This window comes from Bacillus sp. FSL K6-0923 (assembly GCF_038630825.1).
Lineage (GTDB): Bacteria > Bacillota > Bacilli > Bacillales > Bacillaceae > Bacillus > Bacillus pumilus.
The window spans coordinates 3,438,328-3,465,120 of record NZ_CP152044.1 but is presented as its reverse complement, the minus strand read 5'-3'; the positions used below and the strand labels follow the sequence as shown (position 1 = coordinate 3,465,120).

Sequence of the window (26,793 nt, the reverse complement as noted above, 5' to 3'; positions counted from 1 at the left end):
TCATCGATCCGATGCAAATCCCAAAAAACGCTAGTAGATAAGTAAAAAACATACCATCACTCCTTATATGTGTGATTACCATTATAAGGTATATTAGAAAGGTAAATAAACAAAAAAAGAACCCTTCATGAATGAAAGGTTCTTTTACATGCTTAAGCTTGTTTGACGACCGAGTCGACTTCTACTGTCCAGCCGAAGATATCTGGCTGTGTTCCTTTTTGAATACCCGTAATGGCCTCATACAATTTCTTCGATACTTCACCTGTTTGACCATCTTGAATCACATATGGCTGATCGTGATAAATTAATTCCCCGACAGGAGAGATGACGGCCGCCGTTCCAGTTCCAAAGATTTCTTCAAGCTCGCCTGATTGATGTGCTTCAATTAACTCATCAATCGAAATTTTACGCTCTGTCACTGGAATTCCCCAGTGTTTTAATAGCTCAAGTACAGAGTTACGTGTGATGCCTTCTAAAATGCTGCCGTTCAATTCAGGCGTCACGATTTCGCCATTGATTTTAAAGAAGATATTCATACTCCCGACTTCTTCAATGTACTTTTTCTCAACTCCATCAAGCCAAAGAACTTGTGAAAAACCTTTGGTTTCAGCAACTTGCTGTGCCTTGAGGCTTGAAGCGTAGTTTCCAGCTGTTTTGGCATTACCTGTTCCGCCTTTAACGGCACGGACAAATTCGTTTTCAACGGCAATTTTGACCGGATGGATGCCTTCTTTATAGTAAGATCCCACTGGAGATAGGATAATAAGCAGCTTATATGTGCTTGACGGCGCAACGCCTAAATACGGCTCAGTGGAAATAATGAATGGACGGATATACAAGGAAGTGCCCTCTGCATCAGGTACCCAATCCTTATCAATGCGAATGAGTTCATTTAAGCCCTCTAAAACCGTTTCTGTATCAATTTGTGGGATGCACAGGCGGTCATTGGATCTGTTTAAGCGTTCCATATTCTTTTCCGGACGGAATAAGAGAATTTTCTGATCCTCAGAAACATAAGCCTTCAAGCCTTCAAAAACAGATTGCCCATAATGGTAGACCATCGAAGCTGGGTCCATTGGAATGGCTTGATAAGGGATAATTCTTGGATCATACCAGCCTTGATCAATGGAATAATCCATCACAAACATGTGATCTGTGAAGATTTTTCCGAATTCAAGTTGATCAGATTGAGGTTTTGGTTTTTTTGTTGAACTAAGTTCAACGCGGATGGGTTGTTTTGGCATCGTAAATCTCCTTGCTGTTTGATTATTTGAAAATTCTAATAATATGAAATAATTATGATTCTATTCTATACCTTCACAAAATATTAGCAATAGGTTTTCTGGAATTCAGACAAGAAAAATCTGTTAAAGCGCTTTCCTTCTCTCTGCCGTCAGTCTGCCTCATGTCACCCCTTTTTAATAAAGAAATAAAATCCAAATACATTATTAACTGATTAATCTGACAATTTAAAAGCGGATAAATTTCCTGTAAGATATTCTTTCAACCATACACCTTTTGACCAGTACATTGCAAGGGGCATTCTCATATTTTAATCCTCTTTTTTTTAACCGATAAAGAAAGAAGAGAAGCGAAAGGAGCAAACAACAAGATGAAACGAGCGATACCAGGCATTTTCCTTATTTTATTCATGACCGTGATTAGCTTCGGCTGTCAAGCGATGACAGAGGAGGCGGGCGCTAAGCAAAGCACAGCCTATTACGTAGCGACAAACGGAAACGATAAAAACCCAGGAACGAAGCAAAAACCTTTTCGCACGCTGAAAAAGGCATCAAGTATGGCAAAAGCCGGGGCAACTATATACGTGAGAGGCGGTACATACAAAGAAAAATTGATTGTCCGCCATTCAGGTACAAAGAAAGCACCTGTTATCTTTCAAGCTTACGGAAAAGAAAAACCTGTCATTAGCGGGGCTTCACTAAAAGGAAATCAAGCAGATGGTGGTCTTGTCACGATCGATCAAAAAAGTTATATTACCCTCAAAGGGCTGACGGTGGGACATCTCAAGACAAATAAGGAAGATCTGACTCCAGTCGGTATTTTTATCAAAGGAAGCGGGAAAGGCGTCAAACTGCTCAACAACCGAGTGTATGATATTCAGACGACACACAAAAATGGGAATGCGCACGGTATTGCGGTCTATGGAACAAAAGCTCCTGCGGCTATTGAAGACATTGAAATCAAAGGAAACACTGTTGAAAAATTAAAGCTTGGCTTCAGTGAAGCGCTTGTGCTCAATGGGAACGTCAATAAGTTCCGTGTGACACATAACACCGTCCGCCATACTGATAATATAGGGATTGATTTAATTGGTTTTGAAAACGTAGCACCTTCTAAAAAGTACGATCAAGTCAGAAATGGTGTTGTATCAAGAAACAAAGTGTATGAGATTACGAGTGTAGGAAATCCAGCCTATGGCAAAGACATCTCCGCTGGTGGAATTTATGTCGATGGCGGGAAGGACATTGTGATTGATCATAACATCACACATCACAATGACCTTGGGATTGAAGTCACAAGTGAACATAAAGGAAAAATGGCAGATCGTATTCGAATTGAACACAATCAAGTGTATTTGAACCGTTATACAGGCATTTCAATTGGCGGTTATGATAAAAAGCGAGGCGGAACAATAAATACGACGATTTCACATAATATTTTATACAAAAATGACACAGCCGGCTTAGAAGGCGGTCAATTGTTGATGCAATATCAAGCCGTGAACAATCGTATCAAGAGCAATATCATGACAGCGAGTGCCTCGCATTACTTAGTTGTGAATCTTTATGGAGTGAACCAAAAGAATACCTTCGAAAAGAACGTATATGATGACCGCAAAGGTGCGAAGGCATCACAGTGGGTATGGCGCGGGAAATGGATGGAAGGCTACAAAACGTATCTCTCTAAAAGCGGCCAAGATAAAGGATCAGCACACCTCAATCCACAATTTGTGAATGAGAAAAAATATGATTTTCGCCTGAAGAAATCATCACCTGCTAAGAAAATCATCGGAAGTTAAGCATGTCTGAGCCACAAGCTTATTGTTTTAAATTTTCAAAAAAATCATTGACATTGATGTGACATCACATTAAAGTAAAGAAGACATTTCAACTAAAACAAAATTTCATAACGGATCTCTTATCAAGAGAGGCAGAGGGACTGGCCCTATGACGCCCGGCAACCGTTTCTACTATAGAAATTGGTGCTAATTCCTGCAAAGCTGTGACAGCTTTGACAGATAAGAGAGGAAGAATTCCCGATACATGTTTCATGCAACGGTGATCACGCCTCTCTTTCCAAGAGAGGCTTTTTTTCGTCTCTTTTTCAAATGGAAGAACAGTTTACTGGCGTTTTCTCACATTTTTACCTAGTTTTCCGATGTGAAAAATAAAAAACAACTTGAGGAGGAACAGCAATGAAGCGTAAGTATTTTACATCATGTCTTATATTATTAACGGTATTGACCGTCCTATTAACAGGCTGCGGCACTGGATCAAGTGCAGGCTCAAAGGCAAATGCGAACGAAAAGGTCTCCTTTGACAATGTACCGAAGCGATTTGCAAAGGGACAGGGAGCGAAAATTAAAGTCATCCGTAAAATCGGAGGAGATGATCATACAGCACAGTTTTTAGCTGGGACGAAGGCAGAAGGTGAAGCGCTTGGCTTTACGGTAGATGTCTACACCGCAAATGGAGATACAGCGAAGTTCCATGACGCGATCTCTCAGGCGCTGGAAGAAAATTATGATGGCTTTATCATCTCTCATGGGGATGACGAGGCGACCGTCGCTGATGTGAAAAAGATCACATCGAAGGGCATTCCAGTCGTAGCGTTCGATTCAAATCCTAAGCTGAAGGACATCAAAGGAGTCACAGTGACGTCTCAAGATGACGAACAATTAGCGGAAAAATCACTAGATGCACTCGTGTCTGATTTTAAAGGAAAAGCAAATATTGCGTACCTCTGGGTAGATGGATTCCCGCCAATGGTGAGACGGAATAAGGTCTATCAAGAAACGCTCAAACAACATTCAGGGATCAAGGAACTTGACCGCTTTGGTATTGCCTCCTCTGATACGTCTGTTCAAACACAAAATGCAGTGGCAGCGATGCTGAATAAATATCCAAAGGGTAAGCTTGACGCTATTTTTGCCACGTGGGATGCCTTTGCCATTGGCGCAGCAAGAGCGCTAAAGGAAGCAGGAAGAACAGAAGTGAAGATTTATGGGATTGATGTATCAAATGCTGATCTTCAAGAAATGACAGCAAAAGACAGTCCATGGAAGTACACAGTAGCGGTTGATCCGAAGCTTATTGGCGCAGTTGACGTGAGAATTCTTGCGAAGAAAATAGCGGGTGAGAAAACGCCGTCTTCCTATGACCTTGAGGCCTCTCTCATCTCACAAAAACAGCTTCAACAATCAGGAAAAGCCATCAATATGGTCAATCTTGCGGACGAAGTGAAGGGGTTCGGCTCATCGACTGCCTTTGAAGAAGATTGGATGAAGACCTTGAAGAAGCATTATACAAAATAAACACCGTGCACTCTCTTCTATAGAGGGTGTTTCGTTTTTCAGATGATGATCATGAGAAGGAGGACATCCATGACTTCGCCGCTAGTTTGTATGAAACATATTTCGATTGAATTCCCAGGAGTAAAAGCGTTAGATCAAGTAAATTTCACATTAAAAAAAGGGACAGTTCATGCACTGATTGGAGCGAATGGTGCAGGGAAGTCCACGTTAATGAAAGTTCTCTCTGGCGCTCATTCGCACTATGAAGGAAGCATCCAAATCAATGGTCAGGCGGCATCGATTCAAACCCCAAAGGATGCGGCCTCATATGGTGTGCAGACGGTTCATCAAGAAGTGGATACAGCTCTCGTTCCCTACTTAAGTGTTGGTGAGAATATGATGATGCATCAGATTGAGAAAAAAACATTTGTCGACTGGAAAGAGCTGCACCGGAAGGCAGCTCAACGATTAAAAGAACTGGACATCGACATCTCCACAAAACGCTTTGTTAGTGATCTAACCCTTGCGGAAAAACAGCTGGTGCTTATCGCCAAAGCCGTTTCAATCAAATGCAGCATTTTAATTTTAGATGAACCAACAGCTCCGCTAAGTCATACAGAAACAAACAAGTTATTTTCAATGATTGATCGGCTGAAACAGAATGGAACGGGCATTGTGTTTATCTCTCATCGTATGCCTGAAATTTTCACCATCTGTGATGAACTAACAGTGATGCGAAATGGAACCGATGTCGCAGCTCATCTTGTTCAAAATACAAATCCGCAGCAGATCATTGAAGAAATGCTAGGTGCGCCATTAGAGGAGCAATTTCCGCCCCGTACACCTTTGAAGGATGCACCTATTGTCCTTGAAGTGAAGCAGCTAAATGACCAGCATAAATTACGCAACATTCATCTTCATGTGAAAAAGGGAGAAATTCTCGGAATTGCAGGCCTTGTCGGTGCTGGAAAAACAGAATTGTGTAAAGCTCTTTTCGGCGCCTCAGAAAAAAAGACGGGGACTGTAAAGCTTCATGATCAAATCGTTCGCATCACATCGCCTCATCAAGCCGTGAGAGCTGGAATGGCCCTTGTGCCAGAAGAACGGAGAAAGGAAGGGATTCTAACGGAAGAGAGCGTGGGCTGGAACTTAACGGCCGCAAGTCTTCGTTCATTCTCAAGCGTGTTCAGCTTCTTACATCGTTCGAAGGAACAGCGGAAAGCAGACGAAATCGTCAAACGACTTGGTGTCAAAACCCCATCTCTTGAAGCGAAGGTGAAGCATCTATCCGGTGGAAATCAACAGAAGATTGCCATCGGAAAATGGCTGCTTGCTGAAGCGGATGTCTATCTCTTTGATGAACCAACTAAAGGAGTAGATGTTGGAGCGAAAAAAGATATTTTCACGCTGATTGCAGAGCTTGCCGCCCGCGGGAAATCTGTGATTTATGCGTCAAGTGAGCTATCGGAGATTGCAGGTATCGCAGACCGCGTTTATGTGCTGTATGATGGCAGCATTGCCCGGGAAATGACGGCTCCAACGACTGAGGAAGAGCTTTTATATCATTCAACAGGAGGACAATCATGAGTGAACAACAAATTCCAGCCCCTGTACAGCAAACGAAAAAACAGCGGCCATCCTTTCATCTATTTGATTTTTTTTATCGATATGGCACGATCTTAACCATTGCTTTATTGATTGTGGTATTTGCGGCATCGAATCCAGCATTTTTACAAACAGGGAATATCATCAATATTTTACGGTCTATCTCCATTGTGACCATTATTGCGGTGGGTCTTACCATCTCATTGGCAGTCAACGGCTTTGATCTATCAGTCGGATCAATCGCAACGTTATCGAATGCAATCGTGATTTCTATGTTTGTGTGGTTTTCGCAAAACCCGCTGATTGCGATCCTTTCTGCGCTAGCGGCTGCCCTTATTGTTGGTTTACTCAATGCCTTGATGATTGTCAAAATGAAAATTCCAGATATGCTCATGACATTAGCCATGATGTTTATCATTCAAGGTTTGGCTCAAACGTATACGAAAGGGGCGACTATTTCTGAAAACATGGTGCTGCCTGACGGTACATTCTCAACGGGTACAATCCCCGCCTTTTTCAGCAAAATCGGACAGGTGCCATATATCATTCTTTTAATGGCAGTGATTGTGCTATTTGCACATGTTTTCATGACCTACACAAAGCACGGACGATTTATGTACATCATTGGAGGAAATAAGGAAGCGGCTCGATTATCCGGTATTCATGTGAATAAATATAAAATCGCGGCATATCTGCTCTCGGCTTTATTTGCAGCAATTGGTGGTATTGTGCTGGCATCAAGGGTGATGACAGCGGAAATAAATGCGGGCACACCTTATTTAATGGATGGCGTAGCGGCAGCTTTTATCGGTTTTTCCGTCATGGGAGCAGGAAAACCAAATGCATTTGGTACTTTTATTGGGGCTGTACTCATCGGAATTTTGCAAAATGGGCTTGTGATGATGTCTGTCCCTTATTACGCGATGGATATTGTGAAAGGCTCTGTACTCGCGCTTGCGCTGGCGTTGACGTATTACAAACAGCGAGGCTGACGACGTATTTTTTAAAACCTTTCGAGTCTCATCTCCGTCTAGTAAACGGAAAGCGGTGCAGCCGCCGTTTCCCAAAAGGAGATGACAAATAGAAATGAATATGTCAGCAACTCATGTAGAAGATTTGAAAAACGTCATGGAAGACTGGAAAAATGAATTATTAGTATATAAATTTGCATTAGATGAAATGGATACGAAGTTTTCAATCATCAGCCAGGAATATAATTTAATCCATGGGCACAATCCAATAGAGCATACAAAATCACGGATCAAATCCTTTGAAAGCATTGTAAATAAATTAGCAAGAAAAGGATGCGACATCACAACACAATGTGCCAAGGAGTATATTCATGATATCGCAGGTGTCCGCATCATCTGCTCCTTTATTCAAGATATCTATAATATTATGGATGTATTGAGGCAAAGAGAGGATCTGAAAATCCTTGAAGTGAAGGATTATATTCAACATCCAAAACCAAATGGCTACAGAAGTCTTCATTTAATTGTGGAGATCCCTGTGTACTTAACGAATCGTGTGGAACATGTAAAGGTTGAGATTCAGGTGCGGACCATAGCGATGGATTTTTGGGCGAGTCTTGAGCATAAAATCTATTATAAACTGCAAAACGATGTCCCTCATCAGCTAACCGATGAACTGAAGGAAGCGGCTGATATAGCCCATTACTTAGATGAAAAAATGCAAAATATTAAACGAGAAATCGATTAACGCATAAAAAAGAGCAGCTGCGATATTCACAGCTGCTCTTTTTCATGTTTAAGGATTGGTGCCGCGGTCTCTCTTTTGAATGATATCTTGAGATTGTGCAGATTGGCTGTCTTTTTGGATGGAAACGCCAATGGAAACACCTGTTGTTATCAAGAGTGTCAAAATCGCACTTGTGATAAGCCATTTTTTCATCTTACATCACTCCATATCTGTTTTTAAGGACAACGCCTTGTTCGAGAAATAAGTGGATTCTTCATGAAGTCCAAGATCTGTTAAGTAAGCAGCTGCATCCTGACAGATGGCTTCAAGATCGACAAGAAAATTCATAGTTTCTAATTGATTACAATAAGACTTGATTTGCTCTATCATGTTGTCTTGCTGAAGCATAAGTGTTTCTAAAATAGATAATTTAAGTGAAATGTTTCGTTGTTTTAAATTTTCTGCTTTTTGAAGTGAAAGCTGTACATAATAGTGGAACAAATCAGGCTTTTTCAGCTTGAATAGTGCTTTTGTGTAGGCATACATGGCCAGTAAGTAGCCGCCTGGAGAAGACGTTTCAAATGTCTCAATTAATAAAGCTTTTTCTAGGAGCGGCACAGCTTCATTGTATTCATTTCTAAGACTTTTAATAAAAGCTGCATTGCAATACGCATGACCAAGCAAATCTGGATCTTCCATTTGTTCTAGTGAATGAATCACTTTTTTAAATAATGACTCTGCCTCATCATATTTTGATTGATCAGCATAATTCAAAGCGAGCATCATTTGACAGCTGATTGATTTTTTCACATAACATGGATCTGCGTCATAAATAGATGAAGCCATTTTCAAGTGGTGTATGGAGAGGAGCGTGGATCTTATATTATAGTAAAGACATCCTGTTTTATAATAAAATTCTGCTTTTTCAATGTCATCGTGGACGAGATCTAATTTATCCTCTGCCAATTTTAAAAGGTGAAATGCGGTATCCTGATTGCCTCTGCGCATTTCATACATCCCTTTAAAGAAATAGAAATAGTAGCTGAGCATGTCATCTGTACGGATTGCATTTTCATCAACAAAAAGACTATGATCCAGCGAAGCTGTATCTTCAATGAGATCCTTAAAACGGTACTCTAGCAATTGATAGTAAAGTAAGACGTCTTGATTCTCTTCCATGCGATCAAACGCTTGAAGGATTTCTTCTTTTAGCTTGATCGCACCTTGTATTTCTCTTTTTTTCATCATGACATACCAGTCATTTAACATATTCGCTACATCAACGGACGACAAAACACCTGTTTCTGCCAATTTATATCCTCCTTTCTTCATCTATCCATCTCGTTCGATTTCCGTTCATCTGAATTCACTTTCCATATTCAGTATCTTCTTATATTTTAAGCGCTCTCTCGCAATTTGTAAAACATGTTTTTTGATGTAAATTCAACCAGTTGTGAAAGAAATAGGGATCAGGTGTCTATTTGTATGCGCTTACATATTTTTAGGTAAAAAGAGGGTTTTAGAGAAGATATATTACGATATCAATAGAGAGAAGAAGATCATTCAAGTGTCTGTTTTTGTATATTAGAAAAAACGGCGGTTATCAAGGTGATATCTCGTTTTATGTAAGATTATCTCACATTATGATTGTGAATCGCTCTTCTTTTAGAATAAAATGAGTTATTCGCAAAAAAGTAAAATTTAAAGAGACTATTGATCTAGGATTGTATGGATCTTTGGTATTGATAAAAAACATCACACACTATAGCTTTAGCGTGGTATAGTATTATTGGTATTGCGAATATTTAGACAAAACTGACAATAGGGGGCGTGTTTTATGAAAAAATCGATGTTACTGATCATGGGACTCATAGTTGTGCTCGTCATGGCAGCCTGTGGATCAAAATCGGACAGCGGTTCGGGAGAAGGCAAAGACACATATAAAATTGGGATAGATGTAACATATCCGCCATTTGAATTTGAAAAGGGCGGTAAAACTGAAGGAATCGACGTTGATCTGATTAACGCCATCGCGAAAGACCAAGACTTCAAAGTGAAACTTGAAGCGATGGACTTCTCAGGCATTATTCCGGCAATGCAGGCAGGTCAGCTTGATGTAGGGATGGGCGGAATGAGCATTACAGATGAGCGTAAGAAGAAGGTAGATTTCTCAGATCCGTACTTCGACGCTGGATTGACAGTTGTTGTGAAAAAGGACAGCAGCATCAAATCAATTGATGATTTAAAGGGGAAAAAGCTAGCTGTTAAAAATGGGACGACAGGTGCAAAATTTGCATCAGATAACGCAGATAAATATGGGTATGAAGTGGTTCAATTTAATGACAGCCCATCGATGTTCCAAGAAGTTTCAAACGGAAATGCAGATGCCTTAATTGAGGATTATCCTGTCATTACGTATGCAATTGCACAGCAAGATTTAAAATTGAAAACAGTTGGAGACCGATTAAATGGAGACCAGTATGGTATCTCTGTGATGAAGGGGAAAAACCAAGACCTATTGAAAAAGATCAATAAAGGTCTAGAGAACCTAAAGAAAAATGGTGAATATGACAAAATTATTGATAAATATTTGAAGTCATAATACAAGCGAGGCGCGTTCCGAGCGCGCTTTCTTTATGATGCGCCGTATGTGAATTAGGGAGGGAGAAACATGGACACGATTATTAATGCATTCCCGTATTTAATGGACGGTTTGCAAACCACTTTATATATCTTTGTTGTTGCCATCATTTTAGGATTTATCATCGGTTTAATAGTGGCATTATTCCGTCTATCACCTTTTAAAATCTTAAATTTCATCGCACTTGTCTTTGTCAATGCCATTCGAGGCACACCATTTATAGTACAGCTATTCTTCATTTATTTTGGTTTGAATACACTTGAATTCATTTCGCTTGATCGAGTGCCCGCAGGGATTATTACAGTAGCAATTAATGCAGGGGCTTATTTCTCAGAAATTATTCGTGCAGGGATTCAGTCCATTGATAAAGGACAAACAGAAGCTGCGCGCTCTTTAGGCTTTACAGGGGGGCAAAACATGCGCTTTATCGTCCTTCCACAGGCATTCCGTCGCATGCTTCCAGCAATTACAAACCAAGCCATCATCAGCTTGAAGGATACATCTCTCTTATCTATTATCGGAATTGCCGATATTATGCAGCGAGGACAAGTACAGGCATCGGCAACGTTTGATCCTTTGAATGTCTGGCTCATTGTCGGAATCATTTATTTCGTGATCATTTATTTACTTTCTCTACTGGCTAGCTACGCAGAAAGGAGATTTGATATCAAATGAGTATGATTACGGTGAAAAATTTAAAGAAATCCTTTGGCGATCACGAAGTGTTAAAGGATATTAATGCAGTCATCGAAGAAAAGGAAGTAGTGTGTGTGATCGGTCCTTCTGGATCGGGCAAAAGCACGTTTCTAAGATGTCTCAATAAATTAGAAGATATTACAGCTGGTGAAGTCGTTGTCCACGGACATACGATTACAGATCCAAAGGTGAATATCAATAAGGTACGTCAAGAAGTGGGGATGGTGTTTCAGCACTTTAATTTATTTCCTCATAAAACCGTTTTAGAAAACATCACGATCGCGCCGATGAAGGTAAAAGGCACTGACAAGAAGGCGGCAGTCGATAAAGCAATGGACCTGCTTGAAAAGGTCGGCTTAAAAGACAAAGCCAAAAGCTACCCGAACCAATTATCTGGTGGACAAAAACAGCGTGTCGCCATCGCAAGAGCCTTGGCAATGGACCCGAAAGTGTTATTATTCGATGAACCGACATCTGCTCTTGATCCTGAAGTCGTCGGGGATGTATTAGCAGTTATGAAACAATTAGCCGTCGAAGGCATGACAATGATTGTGGTCACACATGAAATGGGCTTTGCACGAGAGGTGGGAGACCGCGTGATCTTTATGGATGGTGGATATATTGTCGAAGAAGACAAACCGGAAGCTCTCTTTGGAAACCCGCAGCATGAGCGTACAAAATTATTTCTTAGTAAGGTGTTATAAAAAAAGAGTAAGAGCATATGGATGCTCTTACTCTTTTTCTTTTATGGGGCATAGCCAGCCTCATTTCCTAGGAAATATTAGCGCTGGAAGAATTCGATCCATTCTTGGTCTGGCCCTCTGAAAAAGAAGTAGCAGTATCCATTTGGCAGCGTCGTAATTTCTTCATCAATCAATTCAATTTGCAGCTTTTGAATACGATTGAATTCAGCATGAATATTGTCTGTTGTAAAGGCAAGATGGTGAACCTTTCCTTCAGATGGCAGGTCGCTGCTGTACCCTTGGATGAGCTCAATTTCCGTTTCTGCCTCATCTTTAAAGCCGAGAAATGCAAGCTCAATCACTCCGTTTGTATGAGTGATGCGATCCTTTAATTTCATGCCCACGACCTTTTCATAAAAATCAATGGACGTATCAATATTTGAAACCATAATACCTGTATGATCTAATCGTAATGTCGTCAAAAAAAGAGCCTCCTCAATGGTGTGTTGATATTTTTCTCCTCATCTTATCATAATAGAAGTAACGTATACATTCATATGATAGGATAGAGAGAGTCAATTTAGGATAAGGATGACACAAATGAAAAAAATCTCATTAAAACAAACATTTGCAGAACAAGTGAAAAAGGGATATCCACTCATTTCTAAAGATGCTGTATCGCATGTAAGCAGTGTGAAAGAAGGCGAGCTAATTGAATGGGTGGATGAGCGAGGCGCCTTTTTAGGAAAAGGATATTATGGTGTGCAAAATAAAGGGATCGGCTGGGTGCTCACCTTTGATGCCAACGAAAAAATAGACCATGCCTTTTTTGTCTCCAAGCTTGAGCAGGCAGCGAAAAGCAGAGCGCATTTATTTCGTGATGCACTGACGACTGCTTTCCGTGTGTTCAACGGAGAGGGAGATGGCATAGGCGGGCTCACGATTGATCATTATGACGGTTTCTATCTCATCCAGTGGTATAGCGAAGGAGTGTATACATTCAAGGCGGAAGTATTGGCTGCACTTGAGCATGTATATCCAGACTATAAAGGTATTTATGAAAAGAAACGATTTGATACGTCGGGACAGTATATAGAAGATGATGATTTTGTAAAGGGAGAGAAAGGTGAATTCCCTCTCATCGTGAAAGAAAATGGCATGAATGTAGCGGTTTACTTAAATGATGGTGCGATGACAGGCATTTTTCTTGATCAACGTCATGTGAGAAAAGCAATTCGAGATCGTTATGCAAAAGGAAAGACCGTTCTCAATACATTTTCTTACACAGGTGCATTCTCCGTGGCAGCAGCGCTTGGCGGAGCGAGCCGGACGACAAGTGTAGATGTCGCGAACCGCAGTTTGAAAAAAACATCTGAACAGTTTGAAGTCAACGATATAGAAGTGGACGGGCAGGATATTAAAGTCATGGACGTCTTTAAGTACTTTCCGTTTGCTGCGAAAAAAGGATGGACCTATGATCTTGTCATCTTAGACCCGCCTTCCTTTGCGCGCACGAAAAAGCACACATTCAGTGCAGCGAAGGATTATAAGAAGCTATTAAAAGAAGCCATCCAAATCACAGCTGAGAACGGCGTCATTGTGGCATCAACGAATAGCAGTGCATTTGGTATGAAAAAATTCAAAGGATTTATTGCGCAGGCCTTTAAAGAATTAGGGCAAAGCTATCGTATTCTTGAAGAATATACCCTTCCTGAGGATTTCCGTACGACGAAGAATTATCCAGAAGGAAATTATTTAAAGGTTGTCTTCATACAAACATAAGAAAAAAGCCATTTTCCGTTAAAGGAAATGGCTTTTTTTATAAGGCAAACGACATGAGGATAGGCGCTGCACATAAAGTAATAATGGCTGAAATAATCATGGATACACTTGAGATCGTCCCTGAGACGGAACTCATTTCAAATGCCTTCGATGTTCCTGCCCCGTGTGCACCTGTACCAAGCAGGACGCCCATGGCAATGTCATTATCAATACGGAAATAACGAATGATCATTGGACCGATGATTGACCCAAACAGTGCGGTTAAAATGACGAATACTGCCGTAACGGACGGCATCCCGCCAATCATTTCTGACACACTCATCGCTACTGGTGTTGTGACCGACCTTGGCACAAGACTTTCAATTAGGCCTGTATCCAAATGAAACAACTTCGCGATAAATGCCGTAGATAGGATCGCAATGACAGAACCGCAAGCCACATTCAAAATGATTTCCACTGCATGCTTCTTCAGAATGTGAAAATACTTATAGAGGGGAATGGCAAAAGCAACAGTCGCAGGCTGAAGCATATTCGTCAGCCATTTCCCGCCTTGATTGTATGCGTCGTAAGGAATGTTGACGATTAACAGAAAGACGACAAGGACAAGCGGTGTCACAAGTAATGGGGATACATAAACCTTCGGGTGTCGTTTATATATCGCTTTTGATCCGAGATATAAAAGAACCGTTAAGATCAGAAATAATGCGCCAATTAACATAGCTTTTTTCGCTCCTTTCTTTTCGCAATCATTTGCGTCATGATACCAGTCGAGAGCATGACGACAAAGGTACTCAGTAAGACGACAAGAACAATACTTGTACCAGATTGAGAAAGCAATGTTCCATAATCAATGACACCAACGGCTGACGGGATAAAGAATAGAAGCAGTTCTCCGAGCAGCCATACGGCACCAAGTTCAATCCATTTTAATTGAATAATTTTAAAATGAAGTAATAAGAAAATGACCAGAATGCCTAAAATCGTGCCCGGAATTCTTAAATGCAAAAAGGCCGCGAGCACATTCATCAATTTCGCAAAAACAAACAAAGCCATAATCTGAAGGACAGCAATCAGCGGCGTTTTGAGCAATTTCACTTTCTGTTCACTCCTTTTTCTATATAAATATTGTTCACTGTTTCACAAAAACATGACAACGTTCCAATTGATTCGCTTACTTTAAAGTGTACAGCACGTTCAGTTATAGGTAAAATACATATATCGAATAATTAGTATTCCTTTTGTCTATAGGAAGGGTGAGTCATGTGGACATTAGACATTTAACATATTTTTTAGAAGTGGCGAGGTTAAAAAGCTTCACAAAAGCATCACAATCTCTTTATGTGTCGCAGCCTACCATTTCCAAGATGGTCAAAAATCTCGAGGATGAGCTGGGGGTGCAGTTGTTTTATCGGAATGGTCGTCAGGTTGAAATGACAGATGCTGGACAAACGATGTATACCCAGGCGAGTGAAATCACACAATCATTTCAAAATTTAACGAGCGAGCTAAATGATTTAATGAATGTTAAAAAAGGGCATATTCGCATCGGGCTGCCACCGATGATTGGATCGAGTTTTTTCCCGAACGTTATGGGAGAATTTCGCCAGCAATATCCTGATGTCACCTTTCAATTAGTGGAGCACGGCTCTATTAAAGTAGAGGAAGGGGTCGAAGATGGTTCATTAGATATTGGTGTCATTGTTCTGCCTGCAAATGATAAAATCTTTCATACATACACCATTATTAAAGAGGACATGAAGCTCGTGACGCATCCCTCACATCCGATGGCAGGTCGAGATAAGGTTGATTTAGCTGATTTAAAGGAAGAGTCTTTTATTTTCTTTCGAGAAGACTTTGTTCTGCATAGCCGGATATTGAATGAATGTATGAATGCAGGCTTCCGTCCCAATGTCATTTATGAAACGTCTCAATGGGATTTCATTAGTGAGATGGTAGCCGAGAACTTGGGAATTGGCCTTCTGCCTGAGCGGATCTGCCGTGATCTTGATCCAGAAAAGGTGAAAGTCATTTCCTTAAATACGTCAATCCCATGGCATTTAGGCGTCATTTGGCGAAAAGACCGCTATTTGTCGTTTGCGGCAAGAGAATGGTTAAAGCATACGAAATCCTATATATGGGGAGCAGAGTAAAAGGGAGGACGATACGGATGAAAACAAGCAGCGCATCTCATTTATTGGAGAAGGTTCGAGAGGAAAATCCACTTGTTCATAATATCACCAATCAAGTCGTGACGAACTTTACAGCAAATGGTCTGCTTGCTTTAGGCGCTTCGCCAGTCATGGCAAATGCCAAAGAAGAAGTGGCTGAAATGGCGCAATTAGCCGATGCGCTTGTGCTGAATATTGGTACGCTGACCAAGGAGACGGTGGAGGCCATGATTCTGGCTGGACAATCTGCAAATAAAAAGGGGATACCTGTTCTATTAGACCCTGTCGGTGTCGGTGCGACTGCGTTCCGAATGAAAGCGGCAAAACAGCTGTTAGAGCAAGTAAACATGACCGTTGTCAGAGGGAATGCTGCAGAAATTGCTCATTTACTTGAAGTAGATGGCTGGGAGTCAAAAGGCGTGGATGCGAAAGCAGCGAACGGAGATGTATCGGCACTAGTCAAACAAGCAGCAAGGACACTTCAAACCGTTGTGGTGATCACTGGGAAAGTCGATGTGGTGTCAGATGGAGAGGACGTGTTGTCTATTTATAATGGACATGAATGGCTCACCAAGGTGACGGGAACAGGCTGTTTACTGACGTCTGTCATCGGGGCATTTTGTGCAGCAGGTGAAAGGCCGCTTCACGCGTCGGCAGCTGCTCTATTGTTTTATGGTGTCGCAGCTGAAAAGGCAGCTCAGTATACCCAAAATAAAGGGCCAGGTACGTTTCAAATGGAATTGCTCAATGCACTCACACACACAACTGGCGATGATGTGTTAACGCTGGGGAAAATAGGGGGAATGTCACATGACAAAGGCTGATCAACAGCAAATCAAACAGCAATTATCGGTTTATTTTATTATGGGAACAGCGAATACAAGCCGGCAGCCGCTTGATGTGTTGAAAGAGGCGATTCAAGGCGGAATCACGATGTTTCAATTTCGAGAAAAGGGCGAGGGAGCCTTGCAAGGAGAAGAGAAGAAACAATTGGCTCGCCAGCTTCAAGTACTTTGCCAAGAAGCGAATGTTCCTTTTATTGTGAATGATGATGTGCAGCTAGCGATAGATCTTGATGCAGATGGCGTACATGTTGGCCAGGAGGATACAAATGCAGAAGACGTCAGACAAAAAATCGGGAATAAAATATTAGGTGTGTCTACGCATAACCTAGATGAAGTGAAACAAGCCATGAAGGACGGTGCAGATTATGTCGGCATGGGTCCAGTTTATCCAACAGAAACGAAAAAGGATACACGCAGTGTCCAAGGAGTATCATTGATCACTGAAGTACGTCATCATGGTCTTCATATTCCGATTGTTGGCATTGGGGGTATCACATATGGCAATGCAGCACCAGTCATACAAGCAGGGGCAGATGGTATCAGCATCATCAGCGCCATTAGCCAGAGCGCTGATCCTAAAAAAGCAGCAGAAGAATTGGAAGCACTTGTTGCATCAGAAAAAGCATCTTTTTAATTTGTAAGAGACATGGATTGATTCAATTCATGTCTTTTCTGATTTCGGTGAAAATAGACAGGTGAGAAACAATTGTGTACAATCAAATTGTTCGATTTTTATCGAAATGATAGGTAAATAAAGGAGAATGAACAATGGAAGTGCTCGATACGTATTTTCGCCGCTACGATGAAGCTGGAAAAGGGCAGGAGCAAATGGATGAATTGCTCGCATTGTTTTCTGACGATGTCATGATTGTCTTAAATGGTGCAGAGAAGCCTGGTATCCAAGCGTTTAAACAGTTTTTAAACACATTTTTCCACGTGCATGAAGACATCAAGCATATGTGGGATGGATGGAAAAAAAGAGAAGATGGCAAGTATGAAACCAACTGGGCCGTTTGTGGAAAACTTTCGAATGGTCGTGTGTATACAGCAGAAGGAATTGATATTGCAGAACTAGACGACAAAGGAAAGATCGTATATTTAGAAAACGTTCCGAAAAATCCAGAGTTATTTCAGCGCTATTAAAAAGCCGGCTCATCAGCCGGCTTCTTTTATTTGTCTAAAGAATAAGCCTCGATGGCTTCTTTCGCCGAAGTTTCTTTATCAAAAATAAGGTGGCGGCTGTACACCTCACTTAAATGCAGCGATTCTTGTTCTAAGTGATCTACAAGCTCAAAGACATCTAATATGGCTGCTAATTTTATGGTCGTTTGTCCACCTTCAGCATTATCAAAGGTTTCTTCTGGAAAGCTTTTTTGGACGATATCTTTTACTTTACGATGGTTTTTGGCTCGCACCAAAATGATTCGTTCTTCAAATATTTTATCGGGCATATTGCTTGGTGATGAGATGGATTCAAATAATAACTTGGCAGAATATATCTGAAGCATAAGTAATGTCACTTCTTTCTTGCAGCTTATCATTGTACAAATATGAGTGTCTCAACGTGTAAAATGATTTCCAGTATGTGTATAAAATGATAACATATGAATGACGTAGTGTAGGAGAAATAGATCAATAATGGGGGGATAGGCATGAAGAAAGTGATTGATAATAGAGGAGAAACGCATGAAATTTTGTTGATCATCGTCACCTTATGCTCTCTTATTACGTGTAGAAAATTTGCCAGGTTAGAAAAGTATAAAAATAAATTGAAGGGTCAATTTATACCTTACTAAGGAAAAGAAGAACACAAAAAAGCCGGCTCCAGCGTGTAGACAAACCCTCGCATTCGGTGTCAGTCCTGCGTGCTGGTGCTCACGAATGTCAAATTCGCTCCGCGCCAGTACTCGTCCTTCCTAGGGCTGCAAAGGTTTTCTTCACGCTGAAAAGAAGACAAAGGGCTAAAATCAAGATCATTTTTAGCCCTTTGTCAACAATCTGAGGCCGGCATTTCCTTATGAATCAGTGTCCATATGCATTCCTGTATGTGCCTTTACTTGAATTTCCGTAAAGGTGTCTTCATCAGCTTTTTCAGAGGAGAAGATCGTGCCTAAGTAAGCGGCAAGGAATCCGAGCGGGATCGAGATAATTCCAGGGTTCGACAGCGGGATGAGCGGGTCTCCTGTAAAGATGGCTGCTCCCGATGGGTCCCAGACGCTTGGGCTGAGCGAGACGATAATCAGTGCGCTCAAAAGTCCAACTAAGCTCCCAGCAATGGCACCCGTAGAATTAAATCGTTTCCAAAAGACAGTGAAGATAATCAATGGCAAATTTGCACTCGCTGCCACTGCGAAGGCAAGTGACACAAGGAAAGCAACGTTTAACGATTGGGCAAATAATGCGAGAATGATAGAAAGAATGGCCACGCCGATGGAAGCAAAGCGTGCCGCTTTCACCTGTTCCCGTTCGCTCGCTTTCCCTTTGCGGATGATCTGACTATAAAAGTCATGCGCAAAGGCAGACGCAGCGGATAGGACGAGACCAGTTACCACCGCCAAAATGGTCGCAAAGGCAATAGCGGAAACAAAGGCAAATAACAAATCTCCTCCAAGGGCTTGAGCGAGCAGGGGAGCGGCCATATTTCCTGCTGCATCTGCTGCGGTGATCGCGTCTGTTCCAACAAAGGCAGCAGCACCGAAGCCAAGGAATACCGTCATTAAATAGAAAATACCGATGATCCACGTAGCGGATAGAACCGATTTACGCGCAGAAATGGCATCCTTCACCGTATAAAACCGGATCAAAATGTGCGGCAAACCTGCTGTCCCAAGCACTAGAGCAAGGTTCAAAGACAAGGTCTCTAAAGGCACATCATATTTATTTCCCGGGTGAAGAAATGCCCCACCGAGCGGGGTCGCTGTTTTCATCTCTTCAAACATCTTCAGCAGACTAAAATCAAACTTCGCAAACACAAGCAGTGAAATAATCAGAGTCCCAAGCATGAGAAGCACAGCCTTTGTGATCTGTACCCAGCTGGTTGCAATCATGCCACCAAACACGACATAAATCGTCATCAAGACACCTACGATCAGCACCGCAATCCAGTAATCAATGCCAAGAAGCAGCTTGATTAATGCACCTGCCCCAACAAGCTGTGCAATCATATAAAAAGTAGAGACTGTGATTGTGTTAAACGCGGCTACCCCTCGAATGGCAGGACGCTTAAATCGTGCAGCAATCATATCGGCCATCGTATATTTTCCTAGATTTCGAAGCGGTTCGGCCACAACGTAAAGAACGACAAGATACGCCACTAGAAAGCCAATGCTATAGAAAAAGCCGTCAAATCCATTTAAAGCGATCATTCCAGCGATCCCTAAAAATGAAGCGGCAGACATATAGTCCCCAGCGATGGCAAGGCCGTTCTGAAACCCAGTCAGACCTCCGCCTGCTGTGTAAAAATCGCTCGCATTGCTCGTTTTTTTCGCAGCAAAATATGTGATGACCAATGTGAGCCCTACGATCGCTATGAATAAAATAAAAGCGGTCATGCTCATTCGTCATCACCTCTTGATTCAATTTTTAAAGCGCTTACATATTTGTCGAACTGAGCAGCTTTCCGCGCATAAAGTCCACATAATACCCAAGTCATCACAAATTGTGTGAGGGCGAATAACCACGCCCATGAAATCGCGCCAATTGCCGGCGTGTTCAAAAAGGTGAAGTAGGATGTAGCAACCGGAAGTGAAAAGTAAAAGAGAAAAAAGAAAATCGTCATCGGTACGATAAATCTGCGTTTTTCCTCAAGAAGTTTTCGAAAATCCTCTGAAGCGGCAACCTTCTTATAATGAACTTTTTTGTCTGCCATTGTTTCCTCCTTTGTACGAATTAGGGACAAGGTACTCCAATGCATATGAGACGATCTGGTTGTTTATGACAGTATATCATAAAAAAGGCACCCGAAAAGGGTGCTTTCTATCGATAATTTGCAAGAAATGTTTGTCTCGCTTTTTCATACGCTTCCGCATCAAAGTGATCTCCGCATTTGTGGATGCACCAAGGCTCTTCTTGCCTCACAATGCCAACCTCATAGCCCTGTTGTATGAATTCAAAGGATTGCGAAACATCATAAAAATGAAAGCCATCAAAGAGATCCTCACGCCACTTCACATCATACTGCGTCGCCATGAAAAGACCATCAATCGCCGAAGCGTTCATGTAATCTTGCGCGTCTGCCTGTTGACGGCCACTTTCAAATGAAAGCAGCTGATAGGTGTCGTGACGATATTCAATGACTTTCCCCCTGCAATCAGAACTTTCCCACCAGATCCCATTGTCAGGCACGCTTTCTGCACCTATGACCCCAATCATCCCAAGTGATGGATGCTGTAAAAAAAGCGGGATCAACTCAAGAAGCATATGCTGTTTGACAATCAATGTATCTTGATGAAGATAAATTTTAAACTGAGCTGGATGAGTGATGGCTTCATTATAAGCAGAGGTCATACTGGATGCATGTCTAATCGGCAAAACCTCCACATGATATCCATGGGGAGCGGGAAGTGAAGCGAGCTGCCGAAAGCAAGCCTGAAACATAGACTCATCATTTACACATAAAACAAACAGGATGGTGGGGTTACTCATGAAGCTGAACCGCCTCAACCACATATTGATAGGCGGTAGCGGCCTCATGAAAATCTGAACGAATGCCATGCTTCATGAGTAATTCATGTAAATCATTCATCACGCTCTCGTAGGAAGGGTGCTGTACGCGAATGGTTTCGAGTTCGCGAATACGAAAGCCTGCTGAATGAAAGAGTGCATGAATTTCATGAAGAGTGAAGAAACGTAAATGAGTTTGATCCATTAATCCTGCATCTGTATAAGTGAATCTGCCGGCTAATAATTCTAAAACGGTTGAAATGTGACCGATATTCGGAATGGATGACAAGATGGCTCCTTCTTTTTTAAGAAAGGGTTTGACCTTCTTTAAAACGGCCCACGGGTCCAATAAATGTTCAAGGACATCTCCGAATATGATGCAGTCAAATTGTTCCTGTTCGTAAGGGAGCGTCATCTGTTCAATATTTCCGCATAGCACATGATCTAGCTCCTGCTCAGCCTCTTTTGCTGCATCCTCAAACGATTCAATTCCATAAATGGTCCGGCCCTTTTGTTTCAGGACTTTTCCAAGCTTGCCTGTGCCGCATCCGATATCCAATAAAGACGTCCATTCCGCGCGGATACGGCTGACAATGACCGGGTTCACGCCATGATAATACTGATCCTTTTTTTGGTGATAATAGGAAAGGGAATCTGAACTCACGCTCTACCCACCTCTCTGCTTTCTCAATGCTTTCATGCTTAATATATGGGTGGGGAGCTTGGTTTTATAACGAGAGAAGGACAATTTTCATGAATAGTGGCTAAAAAGGGATCATATAAAGAACGGGAAACGGACTGTCCTCCTAATATAGAAAGACAGAACCCCATGAGTGGAAGGGATTGGTATGAAGGGGTGTTCTACTGTAGCGTATCGTCATGAAAGGATTTTCAAAAGGTCAATTGACAAGTCAGAACTTTTAGCCAAAGCAGTCTGAAAGACAAAGGATAACGGCGTTGATTTACGGTTTGTTTATCATCTTCTGATCACCGTTGGATGTTAAAAAAGCTTGTATTTCTTCGATGGCTAGTCCCATTTTTTTCGCTTCCTGAATCAAATAAACCCACTCTTCGTCAACTCTTCTTTTCACTTGCGTATCCATAATATCCTCCAGTTCAATAAGACATATTCATCTGCAACCAATGACTTGAACAAACCGTCTAGTAACTGTACGTGTGGATGAAAACAGCGCAAAATAGATTTTGTCGAAAAATGATGACATTTAACCTATTTTGTAAAATCTATCACCTACCACGTTCCTAAAAAAATGACTAAAAAACCCATAAATATTGATTTCTTACTTCTAATAATAAACAATTGTAAAGTCAGTTAAAAGATTATAAATTAAAATAATGAAAAAGACCTAAAACATTTGGCTTATATAAACCAATTAGGTTGACATTTGCCATCGAGTAGAACAAATTTCATCTGTGCAGGACGTACATATTGTTCGTTTGGGAAGTTCTTCTCAAGATGGTATTCTAAAAGAAACAGAAACCACCAAGAAGGAATGAAGAAAGACATGTATAGCCTTTTTCAAAAGTATCAAGAAGTTGTCATGTATCTTGTGATGGGTGTGTGTACAACCATCGTCAATATAGTCAGCTTCTACTTATTCGTTGAGATGTTTTCCATGGATTATAAAACAGCTACAGTTGTTTCATGGGTCTTTGCTGTTCTCTTTGCTTATATCACCAATAAGAAGTATGTCTTCAAGCAAAAGGCTCGTGATACGAAAAGCCTTATGCGTGAGCTTTCTTCATTTTTTAGTGTTCGTCTCATGTCTCTCGGTGTAGATCTAGGGCTGATGATTTTATTTGTGAGCCAAATGGCGCTCAATGAAACTGTCGCAAAAATTCTTGTCAACTTTGTGATTGTGGTCGTGAATTATGTCGCCAGTAAATGGTTCGTCTTCAAGAAAACAAAAGAAGATGCGATTTAACACATGAAAAAAGATAGGTGATGTGAAATGAGCAGCAGGCCAGACGAATTATATGATGTCATATATCAGCAAACAGAAAAGCAGCATGAACAAGTGCTGAGGCTAGTCAAAGAAATGACCGCACATCCAGAAGCGTTTTCGGAACAAGAAAAGGAAAAGATCAACCGAATGGACATTGCGCTTCAAACAGCAACGGACATTTTGGAAAACTTAATGACACCTGACACGCAAATGACCATTGTTTTAAGACAAGGGAGAATTCATGTTGATCTGACGAAAGCGTAAAAGAAGCAGCCAATTGTGAAAGCGGCTGCTTTTTATTATGCATCGCTTGTTTCCCGCAGTTGCTTTGGAGACATGCCGATTTTCTTTCGAAAGACTTTATTCAAGTAATTCGCATTTCTGTAGCCGCACTGTATGGCGATTTCTTCAATCGAGTATTTTGTTGTTTTCAATAACGTTTCCGCCTTTTCTAACCGAATATTGGTTAGATAGTGAATAGGTGTGAAGCCAGTGGCCTTTTTGAATTCCCTTGTAAAATGACTTTTGGATAAACGTGCCGCAGCTGCCATATCGTCTGGGCCAATTTCCTCGTGAAAATGATGGCTGGCAAACAAGGCAGCTTGAACGATGGGCTCGGGCCATTTCTCCATTTGTCCCTCAAGCTTTGGCAAATATGAATACAGTTCCATGACAAATTGATAAGCAAGGCTAGACCCCTCAAATGGATTGGTAATCCGTCTTTCACTGGCTTCATCATAAATGGTCTTGAGCAGGCGGATCGGTCTGGAATTCGGATGAAAACGCATGACCTGCTTTCCTTGGTCAATAAATTGGTCAAAGCAAAGATCGCAGGCTTCCCCGTAAAGCGTTAAATAGAGAAATTCCCAATGCTCACTGTCTTCTGGAAAATAATATTGGTAGGCACTTGGGCTTTTCACGAGAAAGGCCTGACCCGGCAATACTTTGAAACGTTTCTCTCCGATTTCAATCATGCCATGTCCAGACAGTGTGAGCTGAAAGATGCACTTGCCTTGATCCTTCCGCTCCACTCCATTCCAGCTATATAACGAAGAAGATTGAACTTCCCAGCCAACAGACCAGATTTGTGCCGGCAATGTCACATCAGAATGGTGAAAACGAAATGCAAATGCTTCTTTCTTCAAATTGGAAACCCTCCTTCACAGCAAAAAACAACCTTTTTCTATTTAGAATCATGTTACACCTCATATCACATCGTACCATTCACAGCAAAAAAAGGGTATTTTTTAACGATTTTTTTACCATTGAACTGATGCTCCTGGGACAACTAAAATAAAAGTATCAGAAGAGAAAAGGGGAATGGATATGATCGATACGTTACGCGCGGCATTTCACCAGCAATTTGGAGAAAGGGAAGAACTTCGCTATTTTTTTGCCCCAGGAAGAGTGAACTTGATTGGTGAACATACAGATTACAATGGAGGACATGTGTTTCCGTGCGCGCTTACTCTCGGAACGTATGCTGCCTGTGCAAAGCGTTCAGATGGCCGCGTGAGAATGTATTCCTTGAACTTTGATCGCGATGGTGTGAAAGAATTCAATCTTTTTGAAATCGCTTACGTAGAGTCGGACGGCTGGGCAAATTATCCGAAGGGTGTGTTCAAGCAGTTTATAGAAGCAGGAATGAAGATAGAAGATGGCTTTGACATTGTGTATAGCGGCAATATTCCAAATGGCGCAGGTCTGTCTTCCTCTGCCTCTATAGAGCTTGTCACCGCTGTTCTCATCAATGAATGGCATTCATTCAGCGTTTCAAATGTCGATCTTGCTCTTCTTTCACAGCGTGCAGAGAATGAATTTATTGGTGTCAATTGCGGGATCATGGATCAGTTTTCGATTGCCCTTGGAAAAGAAGATCACGCCATTTTGCTCAATTGTGACACCCTTGCCTTTGAATATAGTCCGTTTCGGCAAGAGGGACTGTCGCTTGTCATCGCCAACACAAACAAAAAACGGACACTGGCTGATTCCAAATACAATGAGCGCCGGGCAGAATGTCAATCCGCTTTACATGATCTTCAGAAAGAAATCGCCATTGCCCACTTATGTGAGCTCACTGCGAATGAATTTGCAGAGCTTGCCCACTTGATTGAAGATGACAACTGCCGCAAACGAGCAGGACATGTCGTGACGGAAAATGAGCGGACGATGAAAGCAGTAAATTTTTTGAAAGATGATAAAATGGAAGAACTAGGTGGGCTCATGAAGGCTTCTCATCTTTCTTTAAAGAATGATTATGAAGTAACAGGATTTGAACTAGATGCCCTAGCTGAAGCAGCTTGGCGGCACCCGGGGACGATTGGCTCTCGTATGACAGGTGCAGGCTTTGGCGGATGTACGATCAGCATAGTGAAAGAAGAGCTGCTAGATTCATTTATAGAAGAAACTGGTGCGATATATCAAGAGAAAACAGGTATTCAAGCCTCTTTTTACACAGCTGGAATTGGAGGCGGCGCAAGAGAGCTCACAAAGGGGGAAGTGTGATGACAATTTTAGTTTGTGGAGGAGCAGGTTACATAGGCAGTCATGCGGTAGCGGCTCTTTTAGCGAAAGGCGAACGAGTAGTGGTAGTGGATAATTTTCAGACAGGCCACAAAGAAGCTGTTTTGGAAGGAGCGGTCTTAGAGGAGGGAGATTTACGAGATCACGCCTTTTTAAGACAGGTGTTCAAAAGGCATCAAATAGAAGCGGTCATGCACTTTGCTGCAGATTCACTTGTTGGGGAGAGTGTAACAGACCCGCTTAAGTACTATGACAACAACGTCGGCGGAGCAACTGCTTTACTACAAGTCATGAATGAATTTGATGTGAAACACATCGTCTTTTCTTCAACTGCTGCTGCATACGGTGAACCGAAGCGGGTGCCGATCGTTGAAACGGATGAAACGAACCCAACGAATCCTTATGGAGAAACGAAACTAGCGATTGAAAAAATGCTGAAGTGGTCTGAAGAAGCGTATGGAATAGAATACGTGGTTCTTCGCTACTTTAATGTAGCTGGTGCCCATACAGAAGGACTTGTCGGAGAGGATCATCAGCCTGAGACGCATCTCATTCCAATTATTCTGCAAGTTGCTTTAGGAAAAAGAGATCAAATCATGATTTACGGTGATGATTATGAGACAGAGGATGGCACGTGTATTAGAGATTACATTCATGTGATGGACTTAGTAGAGGCACACATCTTAGCCGTTGACCGGCTGCGTGCTGGAAAAGGCAGTGCGACCTACAATTTAGGGAATGGAACAGGGTTCTCCGTGAAGCAGGTCGTAGAAGCTGTTAGAAAAGTCACGGGGCATGCTATCCCGGCACAAATGGCAAAAAGGCGTGCGGGAGATCCAGCAAAGCTGATTGCTTCTTCTGAAAAAGCGCTGCAAGAATTGGGATGGACACCTCAATATGCTGACCTTCACACGATCATTCAAAGTGCGTGGGATTGGTTTCAGAAGCATCCAGATGGCTATCAAAGTGAATAAAACGTAAAGGCAGGCAAG

At 41.7% G+C, this 26,793-nt stretch carries 30 protein-coding genes and 1 riboswitch; of the genes, 17 read left to right on the top strand and 13 right to left on the bottom strand.

The window, feature by feature from the left end; translation table 11 throughout:
* Nucleotides 1-152 precede the first annotated feature (152 nt).
* Entirely contained in the window at nt 153-1,244 is a 1,092-nt protein-coding gene (locus MHI16_RS17805; protein WP_003215056.1) for a branched-chain amino acid aminotransferase, read from the bottom strand.
* Between the two features lie 368 nt (nt 1,245-1,612).
* On the opposite strand from MHI16_RS17805, the gene MHI16_RS17800 reads away from it, so the two are divergent.
* The 5 genes from MHI16_RS17800 to MHI16_RS17780 all read left to right on the top strand — a co-directional run bounded on the left by MHI16_RS17800 (nt 1,613) and on the right by MHI16_RS17780 (nt 7,858).
* Complete coding sequence (locus tag MHI16_RS17800; RefSeq protein ID WP_058013367.1) at nt 1,613-3,040, top strand: right-handed parallel beta-helix repeat-containing protein; 1,428 nt, start codon at nt 1,613-1,615, stop codon at nt 3,038-3,040.
* A gap of 116 nt (nt 3,041-3,156) precedes the next feature.
* A riboswitch (SAM riboswitch) is annotated at nt 3,157-3,266 on the top strand.
* Nucleotides 3,267-3,436: 170 nt separating this feature from the next.
* Nucleotides 3,437-4,555, top strand: a complete 1,119-nt coding sequence (locus MHI16_RS17795) for a sugar ABC transporter substrate-binding protein (protein WP_268466902.1) — start codon at nt 3,437-3,439, stop codon at nt 4,553-4,555.
* A 69-nt stretch (nt 4,556-4,624) separates the two neighbouring features.
* Nucleotides 4,625-6,121: a sugar ABC transporter ATP-binding protein gene (locus tag MHI16_RS17790; RefSeq protein ID WP_268466901.1), complete on the top strand. Its 1,497-nt coding sequence runs from the start codon at nt 4,625-4,627 to the stop codon at nt 6,119-6,121.
* Nucleotides 6,118-7,131, top strand: a complete 1,014-nt coding sequence (locus MHI16_RS17785; RefSeq protein ID WP_058013369.1) for an ABC transporter permease — start codon at nt 6,118-6,120, stop codon at nt 7,129-7,131. Before MHI16_RS17790 ends, MHI16_RS17785 begins: the two co-directional genes overlap by 4 nt.
* A gap of 94 nt (nt 7,132-7,225) precedes the next feature.
* Nucleotides 7,226-7,858 (top strand): GTP pyrophosphokinase family protein, encoded by a 633-nt coding sequence (locus tag MHI16_RS17780; protein WP_003215004.1) that lies wholly within the window; start codon nt 7,226-7,228, stop codon nt 7,856-7,858.
* Nucleotides 7,859-7,906: 48 nt separating this feature from the next.
* Here the strand turns inward: MHI16_RS17780 and MHI16_RS17775 are convergent, their stop codons facing one another.
* Nucleotides 7,907-8,050 (bottom strand): hypothetical protein, encoded by a 144-nt coding sequence (locus MHI16_RS17775; protein ID WP_167550618.1) that lies wholly within the window; start codon nt 8,048-8,050, stop codon nt 7,907-7,909.
* A gap of 6 nt (nt 8,051-8,056) precedes the next feature.
* Nucleotides 8,057-9,148, bottom strand: coding sequence for a Rap family tetratricopeptide repeat protein (locus MHI16_RS17770; RefSeq protein WP_061409967.1), 1,092 nt, complete (start codon nt 9,146-9,148; stop codon nt 8,057-8,059).
* A 526-nt stretch (nt 9,149-9,674) separates the two neighbouring features.
* Between MHI16_RS17770 and MHI16_RS17765 the strand changes: the two genes are divergently transcribed.
* The 3 genes from MHI16_RS17765 to MHI16_RS17755 all read left to right on the top strand — a co-directional run bounded on the left by MHI16_RS17765 (nt 9,675) and on the right by MHI16_RS17755 (nt 11,878).
* Nucleotides 9,675-10,439, top strand: coding sequence for a transporter substrate-binding domain-containing protein (locus MHI16_RS17765; protein WP_058013371.1), 765 nt, complete (start codon nt 9,675-9,677; stop codon nt 10,437-10,439).
* A gap of 69 nt (nt 10,440-10,508) precedes the next feature.
* Nucleotides 10,509-11,153: an amino acid ABC transporter permease gene (locus MHI16_RS17760; RefSeq protein WP_003215015.1), complete on the top strand. Its 645-nt coding sequence runs from the start codon at nt 10,509-10,511 to the stop codon at nt 11,151-11,153.
* Nucleotides 11,150-11,878 carry an amino acid ABC transporter ATP-binding protein gene (locus tag MHI16_RS17755; RefSeq protein WP_058013372.1) on the top strand — a complete coding sequence of 243 codons (729 nt, stop codon included), beginning with the start codon at nt 11,150-11,152 and terminating at the stop codon, nt 11,876-11,878. Before MHI16_RS17760 ends, MHI16_RS17755 begins: the two co-directional genes overlap by 4 nt.
* A 77-nt stretch (nt 11,879-11,955) precedes the next feature.
* On the opposite strand, the gene MHI16_RS17750 is transcribed toward MHI16_RS17755, so the two are convergent.
* Complete coding sequence (locus MHI16_RS17750; protein WP_012011694.1) at nt 11,956-12,339, bottom strand: VOC family protein; 384 nt, start codon at nt 12,337-12,339, stop codon at nt 11,956-11,958.
* A 118-nt stretch (nt 12,340-12,457) separates the two neighbouring features.
* Here MHI16_RS17750 and MHI16_RS17745 point away from each other — a divergent pair, with 118 nt between their 5' ends.
* On the top strand, nt 12,458-13,639 hold the full coding sequence (locus tag MHI16_RS17745; protein WP_061409965.1) for a class I SAM-dependent rRNA methyltransferase: 1,182 nt from the start codon (nt 12,458-12,460) through the stop codon (nt 13,637-13,639).
* 37 nt (nt 13,640-13,676) lie between these two features.
* On the opposite strand, the gene MHI16_RS17740 is transcribed toward MHI16_RS17745, so the two are convergent.
* Together MHI16_RS17740 and MHI16_RS17735 are read right to left on the bottom strand one after the other, a co-directional pair.
* On the bottom strand, nt 13,677-14,357 hold the full coding sequence (locus MHI16_RS17740; protein ID WP_144461526.1) for a CidB/LrgB family autolysis modulator: 681 nt from the start codon (nt 14,355-14,357) through the stop codon (nt 13,677-13,679).
* The gene (locus MHI16_RS17735) at nt 14,351-14,734 is read right to left on the bottom strand and encodes a CidA/LrgA family holin-like protein (protein WP_012011691.1); all 384 of its coding nucleotides are present in this window, start codon (nt 14,732-14,734) and stop codon (nt 14,351-14,353) included. Before MHI16_RS17735 ends, MHI16_RS17740 begins: the two co-directional genes overlap by 7 nt.
* A gap of 167 nt (nt 14,735-14,901) precedes the next feature.
* Here MHI16_RS17735 and MHI16_RS17730 point away from each other — a divergent pair, with 167 nt between their 5' ends.
* The 4 genes from MHI16_RS17730 (at nt 14,902) to MHI16_RS17715 (ending at nt 17,795) form a co-directional block, all read left to right on the top strand.
* A complete protein-coding gene (locus tag MHI16_RS17730; protein WP_058013375.1) occupies nt 14,902-15,789 on the top strand; it encodes a LysR family transcriptional regulator in 888 nt (295 codons plus the stop codon).
* 17 nt (nt 15,790-15,806) lie between these two features.
* Nucleotides 15,807-16,631, top strand: coding sequence for a hydroxyethylthiazole kinase (gene thiM, locus MHI16_RS17725; protein WP_058013376.1), 825 nt, complete (start codon nt 15,807-15,809; stop codon nt 16,629-16,631).
* Nucleotides 16,618-17,286: a thiamine phosphate synthase gene (gene thiE, locus MHI16_RS17720; protein ID WP_144461528.1), complete on the top strand. Its 669-nt coding sequence runs from the start codon at nt 16,618-16,620 to the stop codon at nt 17,284-17,286. The genes thiM and thiE overlap by 14 nt, the downstream gene beginning before the upstream one ends.
* A 134-nt stretch (nt 17,287-17,420) precedes the next feature.
* Nucleotides 17,421-17,795, top strand: a complete 375-nt coding sequence (locus MHI16_RS17715) for a nuclear transport factor 2 family protein (protein ID WP_058013377.1) — start codon at nt 17,421-17,423, stop codon at nt 17,793-17,795.
* 26 nt (nt 17,796-17,821) lie between these two features.
* Here MHI16_RS17715 and MHI16_RS17710 read toward each other — a convergent pair whose 3' ends face one another.
* The 6 genes from MHI16_RS17710 to MHI16_RS17685 form a co-directional block, all read right to left on the bottom strand.
* Nucleotides 17,822-18,160: a DUF4288 domain-containing protein gene (locus MHI16_RS17710; protein ID WP_058013378.1), complete on the bottom strand. Its 339-nt coding sequence runs from the start codon at nt 18,158-18,160 to the stop codon at nt 17,822-17,824.
* A 507-nt stretch (nt 18,161-18,667) separates the two neighbouring features.
* The gene (locus MHI16_RS17705) at nt 18,668-20,209 is read right to left on the bottom strand and encodes a cation acetate symporter (protein WP_058013379.1); all 1,542 of its coding nucleotides are present in this window, start codon (nt 20,207-20,209) and stop codon (nt 18,668-18,670) included.
* Nucleotides 20,206-20,520, bottom strand: a complete 315-nt coding sequence (locus MHI16_RS17700; RefSeq protein ID WP_003215154.1) for a DUF485 domain-containing protein — start codon at nt 20,518-20,520, stop codon at nt 20,206-20,208. Before MHI16_RS17700 ends, MHI16_RS17705 begins: the two co-directional genes overlap by 4 nt.
* Before the next feature lie 107 nt (nt 20,521-20,627).
* On the bottom strand, nt 20,628-21,296 hold the full coding sequence (locus tag MHI16_RS17695; RefSeq protein WP_058013380.1) for a glycosyltransferase family protein: 669 nt from the start codon (nt 21,294-21,296) through the stop codon (nt 20,628-20,630).
* On the bottom strand, nt 21,289-21,978 hold the full coding sequence (locus MHI16_RS17690; RefSeq protein WP_058013381.1) for a class I SAM-dependent methyltransferase: 690 nt from the start codon (nt 21,976-21,978) through the stop codon (nt 21,289-21,291). The genes MHI16_RS17695 and MHI16_RS17690 overlap by 8 nt, the downstream gene beginning before the upstream one ends.
* A 298-nt stretch (nt 21,979-22,276) precedes the next feature.
* Entirely contained in the window at nt 22,277-22,417 is a 141-nt protein-coding gene (locus tag MHI16_RS17685; RefSeq protein WP_058013382.1) for an anti-repressor SinI family protein, read from the bottom strand.
* A gap of 456 nt (nt 22,418-22,873) precedes the next feature.
* Here MHI16_RS17685 and MHI16_RS17680 point away from each other — a divergent pair, with 456 nt between their 5' ends.
* Together MHI16_RS17680 and MHI16_RS17675 are read left to right on the top strand one after the other, a co-directional pair.
* Nucleotides 22,874-23,257 carry a GtrA family protein gene (locus MHI16_RS17680; protein ID WP_012011676.1) on the top strand — a complete coding sequence of 128 codons (384 nt, stop codon included), beginning with the start codon at nt 22,874-22,876 and terminating at the stop codon, nt 23,255-23,257.
* A gap of 27 nt (nt 23,258-23,284) precedes the next feature.
* On the top strand, nt 23,285-23,542 hold the full coding sequence (locus MHI16_RS17675; RefSeq protein WP_003215318.1) for a hypothetical protein: 258 nt from the start codon (nt 23,285-23,287) through the stop codon (nt 23,540-23,542).
* Between the two features lie 35 nt (nt 23,543-23,577).
* On the opposite strand, the gene MHI16_RS17670 is transcribed toward MHI16_RS17675, so the two are convergent.
* Entirely contained in the window at nt 23,578-24,423 is an 846-nt protein-coding gene (locus MHI16_RS17670; protein ID WP_003214606.1) for an AraC family transcriptional regulator, read from the bottom strand.
* A gap of 175 nt (nt 24,424-24,598) precedes the next feature.
* Between MHI16_RS17670 and MHI16_RS17665 the strand changes: the two genes are divergently transcribed.
* Entirely contained in the window at nt 24,599-25,783 is a 1,185-nt protein-coding gene (locus MHI16_RS17665; RefSeq protein WP_268466900.1) for a galactokinase, read from the top strand.
* Nucleotides 25,783-26,775 carry a UDP-glucose 4-epimerase GalE gene (gene galE / locus MHI16_RS17660; protein WP_268466899.1) on the top strand — a complete coding sequence of 331 codons (993 nt, stop codon included), beginning with the start codon at nt 25,783-25,785 and terminating at the stop codon, nt 26,773-26,775. Before MHI16_RS17665 ends, galE begins: the two co-directional genes overlap by 1 nt.
* The last annotated feature ends 18 nt before the right edge of the window (nt 26,776-26,793 follow it).